The sequence below is a fragment of the Pseudomonas sp. QL9 genome (genome assembly GCF_041409665.1).
In the GTDB taxonomy this organism is placed as follows: Bacteria; Pseudomonadota; Gammaproteobacteria; order Pseudomonadales; family Pseudomonadaceae; genus Pseudomonas; species Pseudomonas knackmussii.
In genome coordinates, this window is sequence record NZ_CP166971.1 from 480,267 (window position 1) to 495,551 (window position 15,285).

The following is a 15,285-nucleotide window of genomic DNA, read 5'->3' on the forward strand; positions in this document are numbered from 1 at the left end:
GGAGCCCGAGATGGACTACGAAACCCTGAAGATCATCTGGTGGGTGCTGATCGGCGTACTGCTGATCGGCTTCGCCCTCACCGACGGCTTCGACATGGGCGCCATGGCCCTGCTGCCCTTCGTCGCCAAGCAGGACCACGAACGCCGCGTGGCGATCAACACCATCGCGCCGCACTGGGACGGCAATCAGGTGTGGTTCATCACCGCCGGTGGCGCGCTCTTCGCTGCCTGGCCGATGGTCTACGCCACCGCCTTCTCCGGGCTCTACTGGGCCATGCTGCTGGTGCTCTTCGCGCTGTTCTGCCGGCCGGTGGGCTTCGACTACCGCAGCAAGCTGGAAGACCCGCGCTGGCGCAACGTCTGGGACTGGGCGCTGTTCGTCGGCGGCTTCGTCCCGGCGCTGGTGTTCGGCGTGGCCTTCGGCAACCTGTTCCAGGGCCTGCCATTCAACCTCGACGACATGATGCGGCCCTCCTACCACGGCTCCTTCTTCGCCCTGCTCAACCCCTTCGCCCTGCTCGCCGGGGTGGTCAGCCTGAGCATGCTCTGCCTGCACGGTGGCGCCTGGCTGATGCTGCGCACCGATGGCGAGCTGGCCGAGCGCTCGGCCCGCGCCGCACGGCTCTGCGCGTTGGTCTACCTGGTGGCCTTCATCGGCGCCGGCGCCTGGGTCAGCTTCGGCATGCACGGCTACAGCCTGGTCTCGGCGGTGGACGGCAACGCCGTGCTCAACCCGCTGCACAAGGAGGTCGCGCTGGACAACGCCGGCTGGCTGGCGAACTACCACAAGCAGCCGCTGACCCTGATAGCCCCGGCCCTGGGCATCCTCGGCGGCCTGATCGCCCTCGGCGCCGCCAGCGGCCGGCGTGGCGGCCTGGCCTTCCTCGGCAGCGCCCTGGCGATCGTCGGGACGATCTGCACCGCCGGCTTCGCGCTGTTCCCCTTCGTCTTCCCGTCCAGCGAAAACCTCGCGGCGAGCCTGACCCTGTGGGACGCCGTGTCCAGCCACAAGACCCTGGGCATCATGTTCGGCGTGGCCTGCGTCTTCGTGCCGATCATTCTCTGCTACACGCTTTGGGGCTACGTGCGGATGTGGGGCCGGCTCAGCCGCAAGCACATCGACGCCAACCCCCACGGACTCTACTGAGGAGCGACGCACATGTGGTACTTCACCTGGATCCTCGGGATCTTGCTGGCCTGCAGCTTCGGCATCGTCAACGCACTCTGGCTGGAAACCACCCAGGACCTGGACAGCGATGACAGCGCTGATGCCTGACGGCGCGCTACGCCGCCCATGGAGCCGCGCGCTGTCGCTGCTCCTGGCGGCGCCGCTGGCGCTGGTGTTGCTGATCCACCCGGCGCTGATGCTCGACGCCCAGGGAGGGTACAGCCACGGCCTGCTGATGCTGGTGATGCTCGGCGTCAGTGCGGGGTTCGTGCACGGCGTGGGTTTCGATCCACGCGGTCGCCTGTGGGCACTGCTGTTCGGCCCGGCCTGCGGCTGGCCGCTGATGCTGCTGGGCTACGCGCTGCTAATGAAGGCGCAACTGGGTCATTAAAAACCGTTACAGGCCTTACAACCCCAACGCCTGCAGCACCGACGCGCCGGTGAACAGCAGCAGAATCTGCCGCTCCGCCAACGCACAGACCTCTTCCCGGCGCCCCTCGGGCAACTCCAGGTAGTCCAGCGACTGCTGGAACAGCTGCCGGCTGATCGCCCGCGAAAGCTGCGCCACCTCCGCCTCCGGCACGTTGGGTAACAGGTGGAATTGCGCGATGTCCTCGGCCATGTCGGCGCCGAAGTCGTCCATCACCTTGCCCAGCGCCTCGCGCAGCACCGGCGACGGGCCGTGCAACTCGCGCACGCCTATCACGAAGGCTTCCGGGTTCTGTTCGACGAAGTCGAAGAACAGCCTCACCGTCTCCTGGCAGACCCGCTGGCCGCGGGCGAAATCCAGCCCCAGGGGCAGATGCGCTGCAGCTCCGGCAGCCGGGGCACGTTCGGCGGCTTCGCGGCGCAAGGCGCGCAGCGGCTGGCGCAGCTGGGTAGCGATGTCACGGATGATCGCCAGGCCCAGGTCGTCCACATCGGCGAAATGCCGGTAGAAGGTGTTCGGGTTCAGCCCCGCCTCGCGCGCCAGTTCGCGCAGACCGATGCTGCTCAGGCTGCGCCGGCTGGAGGCCAGGTGCAGCGCCGCTTCCATCAGCAGGCGCTTGCCCGGTGCGTCCTGGCGTTGTGTTACCTCGTCGAGTTCCAGACTCATCCCTGCCCCACCTCGCCCACCCTAAAGATTGGTTGCCGCCGAAGTATACAGATGTCTACATTGGCAGCACGTAGACAGTTGTATACGCCGGCATACAAGCACAGATAACAGGAGCTAGGCAAATGGGTACGCAAGGGCAAACTGCCGCGAGCAGACACTGCAAAGTCGCCATCATCGGCACCGGATTTTCCGGGCTGGGCATGGCCATCCGCCTGAGCCAGGAGGGCGAGCGCGACTTCCTGCTGTTCGAGAAGGCCGCCGGCGTCGGCGGCACCTGGCGGGTCAACAACTACCCGGGCTGCGCCTGCGACGTGCAGTCCCATGTCTACTCCTTCTCCTTCGAGCCTAACCCGGAATGGACGCGCATGTTCGCCCGCCAACCGGAAATCCGCGCTTACCTGGAGGGCTGCTGGAAGAAGTACCGCCTGGAGAACCGCACCCTTTTCAACACCGAGGTGCAGCGCCTCGAGTGGGACGACGCCCGCAACCTCTGGCACATCCACGACGCCGCCGGCAACCACTACACCGCGCAGGCCGTTGTCTCCGGCATGGGCGCCCTGTCGATCCCCTCGATTCCGCCGCTCAAGGGACTGGAAAGCTTCCAGGGCAAGGCCTTCCACTCGCAGAACTGGGACCACAACTACGACCTCAAGGGCAAGCGCGTGGCGGTGATCGGCACCGGCGCCTCGGCCATCCAGTTCGTGCCGGAAATCCAGCCGCTGGTGGCGAAGATGGACCTCTACCAGCGCACCGCGCCCTGGATCCTGCCCAAGCCCGACCGCGCCATCAGCGACAAGGAACGCGCACGCTTCAAGCACTTCCCGCTGGTGCAGAAACTCTGGCGCGGCGCGCTCTACAGCATGCTCGAAGGCCGCGTGCTCGGTTTCACCTTCGCGCCCTGGGCGATGAAGATGATCGGCAAGCTCGCCGTGCGCTACATCCACCAGCAGATCAAGGACCCGGAGCTGCGTCGCAAGGTCACCCCGGACTACACCATCGGCTGCAAGCGCATCCTGATGTCGCCCAACTACTACCCTGCACTGGCCGCGCCGAATGCGTCGGTAATCACCGAAGGCATCCGCGAGATCCGCGAGCACAGCATCGTCACCGCCGACGGGCAAGAGCGCGAAGTGGACGCGATCATCTTCGGCACCGGCTTCACCGCCAACGATCCGATCCCGCGCGGCACCGTATTTGGCCGCAACGGCGTCGACCTGCTCGACACCTGGAAGCAAGGCCCGGAAGCCTACAAGGGCACCGTCACCCGCGGCTTCCCCAACCTGTTCTTCCTCATGGGCCCGAACACCGGCCTTGGGCACAACTCGATGGTCTACATGATCGAGTCGCAGATCGCCTACGTGCTCGGCGCGCTCAAGCTCATGCAGCGCCGCGACCTGCTCAGCCTGGAGGTCAAGGACGAGGTGCAAGACCGCTGGAACGCCAAGGTGCAGGGCAACCTCAGCAACACCGTGTGGAACACCGGCGGCTGCAAGAGCTGGTACCTGCACCCGGTGAGCGGGCGCAACTGCACCCTGTGGCCGGGCTTCACCTGGCGCTTCCGCCTGCTCACCCGGCAGTTCGACCCCGCCGCCTATCACCTGAACGCACGGCCCTTCCCGGCGTCGGTCAGCCAACAACCCCACGCCGAGGAGGTTCCGGCATGAAGTCCTTCGAGAACAAAGTCGCCGCTATCACCGGCGCCGGTTCCGGCATCGGCCGCGCCCTGGCCCGCGAACTGGCGTCCCGCGGTTGCCACCTGGCCCTCGCCGACGTCAACGCCGCCGGCCTTGAAGAAACACGGCAGGCGCTGACCTCCTACGGCGTGCGCATCTCCACTGACGTGGTCAACGTCGCCGACCGCGAGCAGGTGCACGCCTGGGCCGACAAGACCGCCGCCGAGCACGGCAAGGTCAACCTGATCTTCAACAACGCCGGCGTCGCCCACGCCGGCACCGTGGAAGGCAGCGACTACGAAGAGTACGAGTGGATCACCAACATCAACTTCTGGGGCGTGGTGTACGGCACCAAGGCCTTCCTGCCGCACATCAAGGCGTCCGGCGAGGGGCACATCGTCAACGTCTCCAGTGTCTTCGGGCTGTTCTCGCAGCCGGGCATGAGCGCCTACAACGCCACCAAGTTCGCCGTGCGCGGCTTCACCGAGTCGCTGCGCCAGGAGCTGGACATGGACGGCGGGCGGATTTCGGCCAGCTGCGTGCACCCGGGCGGGATCAAGACCAACATCGCCAAGACCGCGCGGATGAACGACAGCCTCGCCAAGGTCACCGGGCAGAACGCCAACGCCGCGCGCCAGCAGTTCAACGACCAGTTGCTGCGCACCACCCCGGACAAGGCCGCGCAGGTGATCATCCGCGGCGTTGAGCGCGACGCCCGGCGCATCCTCATCGGCCCCGACGCCCACGCCATCGACCTGATGCTGCGCCTGCTGCCGGTGTGGTACCAGAAAGTGGTCTCCACCAGCATGCGCCTGGCCGCGCGCTTCGCGCCCAAGCCCAAGGTGCGCACCGAAGGCTACGAAGCCAAGTAACACCAGCGCGCTGACGAAAAAGCCCGCTCCAAGGAGCGGGCTTTGTCATTGCGCATGTCCCGGCTAGCTGCGGGTAATCACGACCTCCAGGTACTCGCTGGGCACCACCAGCGACGTTGGGCCTGCGAGATTGCTGCTCTCCAGCAGCCGCGTGAGGTCGGCTTCCAGGCGCGCCCCATCGGCTTCCGGCAGATTGGCGAAAGCCTTGTGCAAGGGCCCGTACCAGGTGCGGAAGACCTCGATGAAGTGCGCCGGCGAGCGGTAGCGGAAGTTGAAGTAGCGCCGCGTGGCACGCAGGTCGCCCAGCGCCGAACCGAACAGCTCGTGCAGGTGCCCCTCCACGCCCCAGGCCGACGGCGGCTGCACGCCCGGCGCAGGCGGCAGGTACTGGCCGAGCAGGCGGAACAGCTGGCCGATGAAGCCCTGCGGCGTCCAGTTGGCCATACCGATGCGCCCGCCGGGCCGGCAAACGCGCGCCAGTTCGGCGGCGGCGCGCGGCTGGTCGGGGGTGAACATCACGCCGAAGGTCGAGAGCACTGCGTCGAAGCTCGCGGTGTCGAAGGGCAAGGCTTCGGCATCGGCGGGGCGGAACTCCACCGCCAGGCGTTCTGCCTGTGCCCGCTCGGCCCCGCGCTCGAGCAAGGCCGGCACGTAGTCGCTAGAAACCACCTGGCACCCGCGTCGAGCGGCCGCCAGTGTGGCGTTGCCGTTGCCGGCGGCGACATCGAGCACACGCTCGTCGCAACGCAGGTCGCAGGCTTCGGCCAACTGCTCGCCGACAATCTGCAAAGTCGTGCCGATCACGGCGTAGTCGCCGCTGGCCCAGGCATTCATCTGGCGCTGCTTGAGCGCGTTGAAATCCACAACTGAGTTCATCCGTTGATTCCTCCAGGGTGAAGGACACGCCCCGCCGGCGGCGGAGCGCGCCTGCCGTTCATTCGGCGGTGGTCGGATCTATGGTCGATAGCACCTGCGACACCCGGTTGGCCGGGAAGCCGCCCTGGCGGGCGTGCTCCAGCACCGCAGCCTCGTCGGGAGCTATGTACAGGCAGTAGATGCGATCACCGGTGACGTGGCTGTGCAGCCACTGCACCTGGGGACCCAACTGGTTCAACACACGGCAGGATTTTTGCGCGATGGCCTTGAGATCACGCTCGGAAAGGGCTCCGGCGCCGGGAATCTCGCGCTCGATAACAAACTTCGGCATGACAACCTCCATGGGAGTGGGAACGGCGAAGGCCGCACTGCACCTTCGCCAGGATCGATGCTGCGCCGCTTCCCCGGAAGGCGTCCTGCTCCAGCGTCGGCCTTGCCTATCCGATCGTCCGGCGCTCGCCCGGTCCCGGGAAAAGGCGCTCAGAATCGACGCAATGCCCGCCGCACGGGAGGTGCAGCATGGAATCGGAACAGCTCGCGACGGCCCTGCAGCGCTTGCAGACGGTCCTGGAAAGGCGCCCCGCCTATGGCCGGGTGCTTGACGAACCGGCGATGGCCCGCTGGCAAGGCGCGGGCCGGGTCAGCACGCGGCACGCCAACGGCACCGAACTGCATACCGACCTGCCCGCCGAGCTGGGTGGCTCCGGCACCCAGGTCAGCCCCGGCTGGCTGCTGCGCGCCGCGCTCGCCGGCTGCGTCACCACGCGCATCGCCATGCTCGCCGCCAGCGCGGGCATCGAACTGGATCGCCTGGAAGTCGAGGCGCACAGCCAGTCCGACCTCAATGGCCTGCTGGGCCTCGCCGACGAAAACGGCCAACTCCCCTCCGCCGGACCAGTGACGGCGCGTGTGCAAGTGCGCATCGCCGCATCCGGCGTGCCCGCCGAGCGTTTGCGCCAGTTGGTCGAGCAAGGGCAGGCGTTGTCACCGGTATCCGGCGCCCTCGCCCACCACGTGCCGCTGAGCCTGGACATCCAGGTCGCCGACAGCTGATGGACGCGCTCTCGGAAACCCTGCGGGTGGTGCGCCTGGTCGGCGCCATCTTCATCAATGCACGCTTCACCGCGCCCTGGTGCTACCAGTCGCCGCGCGCCGACTCGGTGGTGCAGCTACTGGAGCCAGGTGCCGAGCAAGTGGTGATTTTCCACCTGATCACCGAAGGCGAATGCTTCGTCGAAATGGGCCAGGGGCCGCCAACGCACCTGGTCGCCGGCGATGCCGTGCTCTTCCCCCAGGGCGACGCCCACCGCATGACCTCGCAACCGGGCCTGCCGCCGGCCAGCGGCGCACCGCTGCACACCGTGCTGTCGCGCCGCCCACGGCAACTGGCCTATGGCGGCGGAGGCGCCAGCACCAAGCTGGTCTGCGGCTACCTGGCCTGCGACACGCGCCTGGCGCGCCTGCTGCTGGCGGGATTGCCGCCACTGGTAAAAGTGAACGTGCGTGGCTCCGCCGCCGGCGCCTGGCTGGAAAGCTCGGTGCGCTACGCCCTGGCCGAGGCTCGCTCGCCGCGCCCGGGCGGCGCCGGCGTCCTGGCCAAGCTGGCCGAAGTGCTGTTCATCGAAGTGTTGCGCCTCTATATGGAGGAACAAGGCGAAGGCCGCAGCGGCTGGCTCGCCGGCCTGCACGACCGCATCGTCGGCGCCGCCCTCGGCGCACTGCACAAGGAACCAGCGCGCTGCTGGACGCTGGAAGAACTGGCACGCTGCGCCGGCACCTCGCGCTCGGTGCTGGCCGAACGTTTCCAGCAATTGGTCGGCAACTCACCGATGCAGTACCTGACGCAGTGGCGAATGCTCCTCGCCGCCAACCTGCTACGCGGCAGCAACGCCCCGCTGGCACGGATAGCGGAAGACGTCGGCTACCAGACCGACACGGCCTTCAGCCGCGCCTTCCGCCGCGAATACGGCTGCCCGCCGGCCGCCTGGCGACGCAACCAGGCGGGCCACGCACACCTGTAGGCGCGGATTCATCCGCGAAAATCCCCGCGCCGATCGATCCGTAGGGCGCATAACCGCGTTCGCGGTTATGCGCCGCAGCCAGGCACGAAAACGGCGGATAACCCCTTCGGGGTTATTCGCCCTACAAGGTCGGCATTCGTGCCGTGCGGTTCCCGGATAAATCCGATCCTACGCACCCAGGCAACGCGCAAGCGTTGTCGAACTACAGCCCCATCTGCTTGGCGATGATCTCGTTCATGATCTCGCGGGTGCCGCCGCCAATGGAGAGGATGCGGTTGTCGCGGTACAGGCGCTCCACCAGGCTCTCGCGCATGTAGCCCATGCCGCCGAGCAGCTGCACGGCGTCGTAGACCACGCGGTCGGCGACGTCGGTGGCGAAGTTCTTGGCCATCGAGATTTCCTTGATCACGCTCTTGCCGACCGCCATCTTCGCGGCCTGGCGATAGGTGAACTCGCGCGATACCTCGACCTGGGTCGCCATCTCCGCCAGGCGGTGCTTGAGCACCTGGAACTTGCCGATCGGCTTGCCGAAGGCCTCCCGCTCGGCGCTCCATTTCAGCGCTTCTTCCAGCGCCATCTGCGCGGTCATGTTGGCCATGGTGGCCAGCGCCAGGCGCTCGCTCTGGAAGTTCGCCATGATGCAGGCGAAGCCCATGTTCTCCATGCCGATCAGGTTTTCCGCCGGCACCTTGCAGTCGTCGAAGAACAGCTCGGCGGTGTCCGAGGCCCACCAGCCCATCTTCTTCAGCTTGCGGCCGACGCTGAAGCCGGGCGTCCCCTTCTCCACCAGCAACAGGCTGACGCCACCGTAACCCTCGCCGCCGGTGCGCACCGCCACCGTGTAGTAGTCGGCACGCACGCCGCTGGTGATGAAGGTCTTGCTGCCGGTCACGCGGTAGAAGTCGCCGTCGCGCACGGCGCGGGTCTTCAGGTTGGCCACATCGGACCCGCCGGAAGGCTCGGTCACGGCCAGGGCCATGATCTTCTCGCCAGCCAGCACCTGCGGGACGATGCGCTCGCGCAGCTCGGCGCGGCCCCACTTGAGCAATGGCGGCAAGCCGATATCCAGGGAGCCGAGGCCCGCCACCAGGCCGCCGGAGCCGCTGCGCATCAGCTCCTCGCTGGCAGCGAGCTTGGCGAACAGGTCGCCTTCGTGGCTGCCGCCCAGGGCTTCCGGGTAACCGATGCCGAGGATGCCGGCCTCACCGGCCTTGCGGTACAGCTCGCGGGGGAATTCCTCGGCTTCTTCCCAGTCGGCGATGTGCGGCAGGATCTCGCGCTCGACGAAGCGCCGCACCGTGTCGCGGACCAGGCGGTGGCTGTCGTCGAAGTATTCGGTGAATGCGGACATGGCAGACCTCCAGGCGGATTGCCTGAACTTACCTAGCGCTTGCTTGGTTTGCAAGGCGAGGCACCCGCCATCGGCTAGGACAGATGCGCCGCCCCGAAACGCTCCCGGTACAGCGAAGGCGCAAGCCCCGCACTTGCGCGAAAGGCATTGCGAAAGCTCTCCACGGTGCCGAAGCCACAGCGTTCGGCAATCCGCTCGATACTCTCGGCAGTGCCCTCCAGCAGCTCGCGGGCCCGGGCCATGCGCTCGTGCTGCAGCCAGGCCTTGGGCGTCATGCCGGTGGCATCGCTGAAACGGCGCAGGAAGGTGCGCTCGCTCATCGCCACGCGTCCCGCCATCTGCGCGACGGTGAGCGGCTGGTCGAGGCGCTGGCGGGTCCAGTCGAGCAAGCCCGAGAGGTCATGGCGCGGCGCGCTGGCTACCGGCGCGGGAATGAATTGCGCCTGCCCGCCGCCACGTTGCGGCGACATCACCAGCCGCCGCGCCACGGTGTTGGCGATCTGCGCACCGAAGTCCCGCGCGACCAGATGCAGGCAGGCGTCGATTCCGGCTGCGCTGCCGGCGGAGGTGATGACCTGCCCGGCATCGACGTACAGCACCTGCGCATCCACATCGATCGCGGGAAAGCGCCGCCCGAGCTCTTCGGCATAGCGCCAGTGGGTCGTCGCCCGACGCCCGTCGAGCAGGCCGGTCGCCGCCAGCACGAACACCCCCGAGCAGATCGAAAGCAGCCGCGCGCCCTGCGCATGGGCACGCTGCAACGCAGCGACCAGCGCGGGAGGCGGCGGCTCGGCGCGATCCCGCCAGCCCGGCACGATAACGGTGCCGGCACTTTCCAGCGAATCGAGCCCGCCGTCGGCCAGCACCTGGATGCCGCCCAGGGCGCGCATCGGCCCCTGGTCCACGGCGACGATGCGCTGGCGATACCAGGGAAACTCGAACTCCGGGCGCGGCAGACCGAATATCTCCACGGCGATACCGAATTCGAAGGTGCACAGGCCGTCGTAGGCCAGGACGGCTACATCCAGGGGATCACGCTGCATTTGGCGGAAAACTTCCGATCACTGTCTTGAGCGCCACTGTAGCCGGCTTCGGCGGCCGAATACAGTGGCGTCATCTTCAACAGGAGCCTTGCCATGCCCAGCCTCGTCAGCCAGTTCCCCGCCGCCCATCCCGCCGACGCCCTCGCCCATTTCAGCCGTCGCCTGGCCTTCGAGACCGATTGCTCGGACGTGAACAACGCGCAGCAGAACGGCGAACAGGACTTCGTCCTGCTCGATGTGCGCAGCCCTGCAGCCTTCGCCCACGGGCATGTACCCGGCGCGCTGAACCTGCCAACCCGGGAAATCGACGCTCGGCACATGGCTCAGTTTCCGCCGGGTACGCTGTTCGTCGTCTACTGCGCAGGGCCGCACTGCAATGGCGTGCACCGCGCCGCCGCGAAGATCGCTGCGCTGGGCCTGCCGGTGAAGGAGATGATCGGTGGCGTGACCGGCTGGCTGGACGAAGGCCTGGCCTTGGTGAGCGGTGATGCACAACTGTCGCGCGGTGCTGGCGAAGGGATCTCCTGCGCATGCTGACGGTACGCCCGGCGCAGCCGGAGGACGTTCCCGCCGTGCTCGAACTGATGCGCGCGCTGGCGGCGTTCGAAGGCTATCTCGACGACTTCGCGGTTGACGCCCAGGCCCTGCTCGACCGCGCGTTCGGGCCGTCGGCGCAATGCCAGGTCTTCGTCGCCGAGTCAGGCTCGCTCTGCGGCTACGCCGTCGCACAAAGCATTGCGTTCACCTACGACTTGCGCCCCAGCGTACGGCTGAAGGAGCTCTACGTGGTCGAGGCGCAACGCGGCAGCGGCGTCGGCAAGCGGCTGATGCAACGCGTGGCGCAGTGGGCGCAAGCGCAGAACGCCGGGCGACTGCTGTGGGACGTGCTGGCCGGCAATGACGCGGCCGAGCGCTTCTATGCCCGCCTGGGCGGCAGGCGCGAAGTGAAATGGGTGGCCTACGAAATGGGCGCGCAGGCGCTGCAACGCCTGGCGGGGGATTAGCTGCCGATTGGCCGACGGCCAGCCAGGGCGTGGGCCAGGGTGCCGCCGTCGACCAGTTCCAATTCGCCGCCCAGCGGGACGCCATGGGCGATGCGGCTGAGTACCAGGCCGCTGCCCGCCATCAATTGGGCGATGTAGTGCGCGGTGGCCTCGCCCTCTACCGTGGGGTTGGTCGCCAGGATGATCTCGCTGAAACTGCCGGCCTTGATCCGCGCTTCCAGCTCCGGAATGCCAATGGCTTCCGGGCCCAGCCCGTCCAGCGGCGACAGGTGCCCCTTGAGCACGAAGAAGCGGCCGCGATAGCCGGTCTGCTCGACGGCGAACACATCCAGCGGGCCCTCGACGACGCACAGCAGCGAATCGTCGCGGCGCGGGTCGGCGCACTGCGGGCAGAGGTCATCTTCGCTCAGCGTGCGGCATTGCTTGCAGTGCCCTACCCCCTCCATCGCCTGGGTCAGCGCCTGGGCCAGGCGCAGCCCACCGCTGCGATCGCGTTCGAGCAGCTGCAGCGCCATGCGCTGGGCGCTCTTCTGCCCCACTCCGGGCAGGATGCGCAGGGCGTCGATCAGTTGGCGGATCAGCGGGCTGAAGCTCATGGGGTCTACCGGGAAGAAATACGGGAGGAGTTCTGGGGCGACCAGAGGGTACGCAGGACAAGGCGCGAGCGGTGGCGGACAGCGGAGTTTACTTCAGTAAATGAGCATGTCCGGCATCGCTCGCAACGCAGTCATGGGTGCCGGCTGGGCGGCACCTTCACCTTAGAAGGGCATCTTGAAGCCGGGCGGGAGTTGCATGCCGGCGGTCATGCCGGACATTTTTTCCTGGCTGTTCTGCTCGATCTTGCGCACGGCATCGTTCACTGCGGCGGCGATCAGGTCTTCGAGGATTTCCTTGTCTTCCTGCATCAGGCTGTCGTCCAGGCTGACGCGCTTGACGTCATGGCGACCGGTCATGACCACGCTGACCAGGCCGGCGCCGGACTGGCCGGTGACTTCCGCGTTGGCCAGCTCTTCCTGCATCTTCTGCATCTTTTCCTGCATCTGCTGCGCCTGCTTCATCAGGCCGGCCATGCCACCTTTCATCATTTTGCTCACCTCGATCGTTCAGGGTTGGGCGCGGCCTCAGGCCTTCGCCTCCAGGGGTTCGATGGAACCGGCGCGGATCACCGCACCGAATTTCTGCTGCATCTGCTGCACGTAGGGGTCGGCGACAATCGATGCCTCGGCCGCGCGCTGGCGTTCGGCGCGGCGACGGGCGGCAGCCTGGGCGGGGGTTTCCTGCTCGGGCTTCTGGATAGTCACTTCCAGGCGCAACGTGCGGCCGTGGTACTGGTTCAGCGCGTCGTTCATACGGCGCTGCTGGGTGGCGTTGTACAGCGCGCTCTGCCCCGGGTCCAGGTGCAGGTGCCAGACGTCGTCCTGCACCGACACCAGGGTGCAATTGGCGCCGATGCTGGCGGTCAGGCCGGCCATGCCCAGGCGCGGGAACAGGTCGAGCCACTCGGCAGCGAGGCCGGTAGCCGGCAGCGCGGCCGGTTCCGGCTCGGGCTCGGCCTGGGCCGGCGCTGCGGCTTCGCCATCCAGGTAGCTGAACGAGTCCATGTCGACTTCATAGTAGTCCTCGGCCGGCGGCGGCTCTTCGTCGCGGTCGTCGTCCTCGGCATCGGCCACGGGCGCGGCAGGCGCCTCGACGGCGGCCACGGGCGGAGCCGGCGGAGTCGGCGGAGTCGGCGGAGTCGGAGCATCGACAGCGACCGGCGCGGCAGGCTCGTCCCACGGCAGGTCGACGGCTTCCTCGACGGGCTTGGCTGGCGCCTCAGGCTCAGTCTGCGGCGCCGACTGCGGGGCAACCTCGGCCATGACTGCGGGCGCGGCAATGGGCTCGGGTTGGGCCGGAGCCACAACGGGCGCGGCCTCCACGACCGGAGCCGGAGCCGGAGCCGGAGCCGGAGCCGGAGCCGGAGCCGGAGCCGCGACAGGCTGCGCGGGCGCCGCTGCAGGCGCAACCGCGGCGGCTGGCACGGTGGAGATCACCGGCACGCTGACCGCGGGAATGGCTACCGGCGCCGCAACGGCGGCGCCGGCCACTGGGTTTTGGGAGGAATCAGCCGTGGCCTTGCTGATCCCCTGGTCCTTTAGCGGCGATCTCGGCGCCGCTCCGCTGCTGTCTGCAGGGCGGAACGCCAGCATGCGCAGCAGCACCATCTCGAAGCCGCTGCGCGGGTCGGGCGCCAGGGGCAGGTCGCGGCGGCCGATCAGGCCCATCTGGTAGTAGAACTGCACGTCTTCGCCGGGCAGCGCCTGGGCCAGGGCCAGCACCTTGTCGCGGTCGCCCTGGCCGTTGTCGACGGCGTCCGGCAGCACCTGGGCGATGGCCACGCGGTGCAGCACGTTGAGGATCTCGGCGAGCACGCCGGTCCAATCCGGACCTTGCTCGGCCAGGTGGCGCACGGCATCCAGCAGCGCACGGGCGTCGCCTTCGAGCAACGCGTGGAGCACGCCGTAGACCTGACCATGGTCGAGGGTACCGAGCATGGCGCGCACGTCGGCTGCCAGCACCTTGCCCTCACCGAAGGCGATAGCCTGGTCGGTCAGGCTCATGGCGTCGCGCATGGAGCCATCGGCGGCACGGCCGAGCAGCCACAGGGCGTCTTCCTCGAAGGGCACGTTCTCGGCGCCGAGCACATGAGTCAAATGCTCGACCACACGCTCCGGCGGCATGTTCTTCAGGCTGAACTGCAGGCAGCGCGAGAGGATGGTCACCGGCAGCTTCTGCGGGTCGGTGGTCGCCAGCAGGAACTTCACGTGCGGCGGCGGCTCTTCCAGGGTCTTGAGCAGCGCGTTGAACGAGTGCGTGGAGAGCATGTGCACTTCGTCGATCAGGTAGACCTTGTAGCGGCCACGGGTCGGTGCGTACTGCACGTTATCGAGCAGCTCACGGGTATCCTCGACCTTGGTGCGGCTGGCGGCGTCCACCTCGATGAGGTCGACGAAGCGGCCTTCGTCGATCTCACGGCACACCGAACACTGCCCGCAGGGCGTGGAACTGATGCCGGTTTCGCAGTTCAGGCACTTGGCGAGGATGCGCGCAATGGTGGTCTTGCCCACGCCGCGCGTCCCAGTGAACAGGTAGGCATGGTGCAGGCGCTGGTTGTCCAGCGCGTTGATCAGGGCCTTGAGGACGTGGGTCTGGCCGACCATTTCGCGGAACGAACGCGGACGCCATTTACGGGCAAGAACCTGATAACTCATTGAAATCCATCGCGGCTGGTAGGCGGAAGTGGGCTAATGCTAGCCGAATAGGAGGGCAAAGTGCACTGGCAGCGGACGGAGTCGCCCGCATCCCCGGCTCAGAGCTTGGCAAGGGCCATGCCAAGCAGGCATTGTGTCGCCTTCCGTCGTCCCCGGAGTTCGAATGCGCACGTTGGCCGTTCTGCTTCTGCTCTTCGTCCCGCTGGCATTCGCCGGGGATCGCCCCGTGCGTTTCTCGGTGATCGAAGGCTGGGCCATGCCGCTGGCGCAGATCGATGAAGGACGGCTGACCGGCGGCATTCTCTTCGACCTGTTCGACGCCCTGGCCAAAAGGGCCGGCATCCAGGCCGACTACCGCCTCCTGCCCCGCGCCCGCGTCGCCCAGGCGCTGGAGAGCCGCGACATCGATGTGCGCTGCTACATCAGTCCGACCTGGCTCGAACAGCCCTTTCCCGATTACCGCTGGAGCGTGCCGCTGCTGACCCAGCGCGACCTGCTGGTCTCCCGCGACGGCCAGGCGACCGACCTGGACGGATTGTCGCGGCAGACCATAGGCACGGTGCTCGGCTATCGCTATCCGTCCCTGCAGCCACGGCTCGACAGCGGCCAGATCCGCCGCGACGACGCGCGCACCCAGGAGCTGGTGCTGAAGAAGCTGGAAATAGGCCGCTACCGCTACGCCGTGAGCAGCGAGCTGGCCCTGCATTGGTTCAATCGGGCACTACCCGAGAAGCAGCAGTTGCATCCAGTGGTGCAACTCGACCAGACCGACCTGAGCTGCATGGTGCTCGACGACCCGCAAGTGCCGACCCGCGCCCTGCTCGACGCCCTGGCCGCGCTCAAGCAGTCGGGGGAGATCGAGCGCATCCTCGCGCACTACCGCTGAAATCCACGCATGAAAAAGGCCGCCCGAGGGCGGCCTTTTTGCAT

The 15,285-nt window shown here is 67.4% G+C and carries 18 protein-coding genes; 10 read left to right on the plus strand and 8 right to left on the minus strand.

Annotation, left to right across the window (positions count from 1 at the left end; all coding sequences use genetic code 11):
* Nucleotides 1–10: 10 nt before the first annotated feature.
* The 3 genes from cydB to ACA097_RS02250 are packed head-to-tail and all read left to right on the plus strand — an operon-like array spanning nucleotide 11 to nucleotide 1,559.
* Entirely contained in the window at nucleotides 11–1,147 is a 1,137-nt protein-coding gene (gene cydB, locus ACA097_RS02240) for a cytochrome d ubiquinol oxidase subunit II (protein WP_371368222.1), read from the plus strand.
* 12 nt (nucleotides 1,148–1,159) lie between these two features.
* On the plus strand, nucleotides 1,160–1,276 hold the full coding sequence (gene cydX, locus ACA097_RS02245; RefSeq protein ID WP_043251496.1) for a cytochrome bd-I oxidase subunit CydX: 117 nt from the start codon (nucleotides 1,160–1,162) through the stop codon (nucleotides 1,274–1,276).
* On the plus strand, nucleotides 1,257–1,559 hold the full coding sequence (locus ACA097_RS02250) for a cyd operon YbgE family protein (RefSeq protein ID WP_201752556.1): 303 nt from the start codon (nucleotides 1,257–1,259) through the stop codon (nucleotides 1,557–1,559). Before cydX ends, ACA097_RS02250 begins: the two co-directional genes overlap by 20 nt.
* 15 nt (nucleotides 1,560–1,574) lie before the next feature.
* Here ACA097_RS02250 and ACA097_RS02255 read toward each other — a convergent pair whose 3' ends face one another.
* Nucleotides 1,575–2,264, minus strand: a complete 690-nt coding sequence (locus ACA097_RS02255; RefSeq protein ID WP_043251493.1) for a TetR family transcriptional regulator — start codon at nucleotides 2,262–2,264, stop codon at nucleotides 1,575–1,577.
* Between the two features lie 122 nt (nucleotides 2,265–2,386).
* Between ACA097_RS02255 and ACA097_RS02260 the strand changes: the two genes are divergently transcribed.
* Nucleotides 2,387–3,928, plus strand: coding sequence for a flavin-containing monooxygenase (locus ACA097_RS02260; protein WP_371368225.1), 1,542 nt, complete (start codon nucleotides 2,387–2,389; stop codon nucleotides 3,926–3,928).
* The gene (locus ACA097_RS02265) at nucleotides 3,925–4,809 is read left to right on the plus strand and encodes an SDR family NAD(P)-dependent oxidoreductase (RefSeq protein WP_371368227.1); all 885 of its coding nucleotides are present in this window, start codon (nucleotides 3,925–3,927) and stop codon (nucleotides 4,807–4,809) included. Before ACA097_RS02260 ends, ACA097_RS02265 begins: the two co-directional genes overlap by 4 nt.
* A gap of 63 nt (nucleotides 4,810–4,872) precedes the next feature.
* On the opposite strand, the gene ACA097_RS02270 is transcribed toward ACA097_RS02265, so the two are convergent.
* Nucleotides 4,873–5,685, minus strand: a complete 813-nt coding sequence (locus ACA097_RS02270; protein WP_371368229.1) for a class I SAM-dependent methyltransferase — start codon at nucleotides 5,683–5,685, stop codon at nucleotides 4,873–4,875.
* A gap of 58 nt (nucleotides 5,686–5,743) precedes the next feature.
* The gene (locus ACA097_RS02275) at nucleotides 5,744–6,016 is read right to left on the minus strand and encodes a DUF4242 domain-containing protein (protein ID WP_043251483.1); all 273 of its coding nucleotides are present in this window, start codon (nucleotides 6,014–6,016) and stop codon (nucleotides 5,744–5,746) included.
* Nucleotides 6,017–6,204: 188 nt separating this feature from the next.
* On the opposite strand from ACA097_RS02275, the gene ACA097_RS02280 reads away from it, so the two are divergent.
* Both ACA097_RS02280 and ACA097_RS02285 read left to right on the plus strand, forming a co-directional pair.
* On the plus strand, nucleotides 6,205–6,738 hold the full coding sequence (locus ACA097_RS02280) for an OsmC family protein (protein WP_371368231.1): 534 nt from the start codon (nucleotides 6,205–6,207) through the stop codon (nucleotides 6,736–6,738).
* Nucleotides 6,738–7,706 carry an AraC family transcriptional regulator gene (locus ACA097_RS02285; protein ID WP_043251480.1) on the plus strand — a complete coding sequence of 323 codons (969 nt, stop codon included), beginning with the start codon at nucleotides 6,738–6,740 and terminating at the stop codon, nucleotides 7,704–7,706. The genes ACA097_RS02280 and ACA097_RS02285 overlap by 1 nt, the downstream gene beginning before the upstream one ends.
* A 202-nt stretch (nucleotides 7,707–7,908) precedes the next feature.
* On the opposite strand, the gene ACA097_RS02290 is transcribed toward ACA097_RS02285, so the two are convergent.
* Together ACA097_RS02290 and ftrA are read right to left on the minus strand one after the other, a co-directional pair.
* Nucleotides 7,909–9,057, minus strand: a complete 1,149-nt coding sequence (locus tag ACA097_RS02290; RefSeq protein WP_371368234.1) for an acyl-CoA dehydrogenase family protein — start codon at nucleotides 9,055–9,057, stop codon at nucleotides 7,909–7,911.
* A gap of 74 nt (nucleotides 9,058–9,131) precedes the next feature.
* A complete protein-coding gene (gene ftrA, locus ACA097_RS02295; protein WP_371368236.1) occupies nucleotides 9,132–10,100 on the minus strand; it encodes a transcriptional regulator FtrA in 969 nt (322 codons plus the stop codon).
* A 93-nt stretch (nucleotides 10,101–10,193) separates the two neighbouring features.
* Between ftrA and ACA097_RS02300 the strand changes: the two genes are divergently transcribed.
* Both ACA097_RS02300 and ACA097_RS02305 read left to right on the plus strand, forming a co-directional pair.
* Entirely contained in the window at nucleotides 10,194–10,637 is a 444-nt protein-coding gene (locus ACA097_RS02300) for a rhodanese-like domain-containing protein (RefSeq protein ID WP_043251473.1), read from the plus strand.
* Nucleotides 10,631–11,104: a GNAT family N-acetyltransferase gene (locus tag ACA097_RS02305; RefSeq protein WP_043251471.1), complete on the plus strand. Its 474-nt coding sequence runs from the start codon at nucleotides 10,631–10,633 to the stop codon at nucleotides 11,102–11,104. Before ACA097_RS02300 ends, ACA097_RS02305 begins: the two co-directional genes overlap by 7 nt.
* Here the strand turns inward: ACA097_RS02305 and recR are convergent.
* The 3 genes from recR to dnaX form a co-directional block, all read right to left on the minus strand.
* A complete protein-coding gene (gene recR / locus ACA097_RS02310; protein ID WP_043251468.1) occupies nucleotides 11,101–11,700 on the minus strand; it encodes a recombination mediator RecR in 600 nt (199 codons plus the stop codon). The genes ACA097_RS02305 and recR overlap by 4 nt on opposite strands.
* A 162-nt stretch (nucleotides 11,701–11,862) precedes the next feature.
* Nucleotides 11,863–12,189 (minus strand): YbaB/EbfC family nucleoid-associated protein, encoded by a 327-nt coding sequence (locus ACA097_RS02315; RefSeq protein ID WP_016491885.1) that lies wholly within the window; start codon nucleotides 12,187–12,189, stop codon nucleotides 11,863–11,865.
* A gap of 36 nt (nucleotides 12,190–12,225) precedes the next feature.
* Entirely contained in the window at nucleotides 12,226–14,355 is a 2,130-nt protein-coding gene (gene dnaX / locus ACA097_RS02320) for a DNA polymerase III subunit gamma/tau (RefSeq protein ID WP_371368240.1), read from the minus strand.
* Nucleotides 14,356–14,518: 163 nt separating this feature from the next.
* Between dnaX and ACA097_RS02325 the strand changes: the two genes are divergently transcribed.
* Nucleotides 14,519–15,241 (plus strand): substrate-binding periplasmic protein, encoded by a 723-nt coding sequence (locus ACA097_RS02325; protein ID WP_371368242.1) that lies wholly within the window; start codon nucleotides 14,519–14,521, stop codon nucleotides 15,239–15,241.
* Nucleotides 15,242–15,285 lie beyond the last annotated feature (44 nt).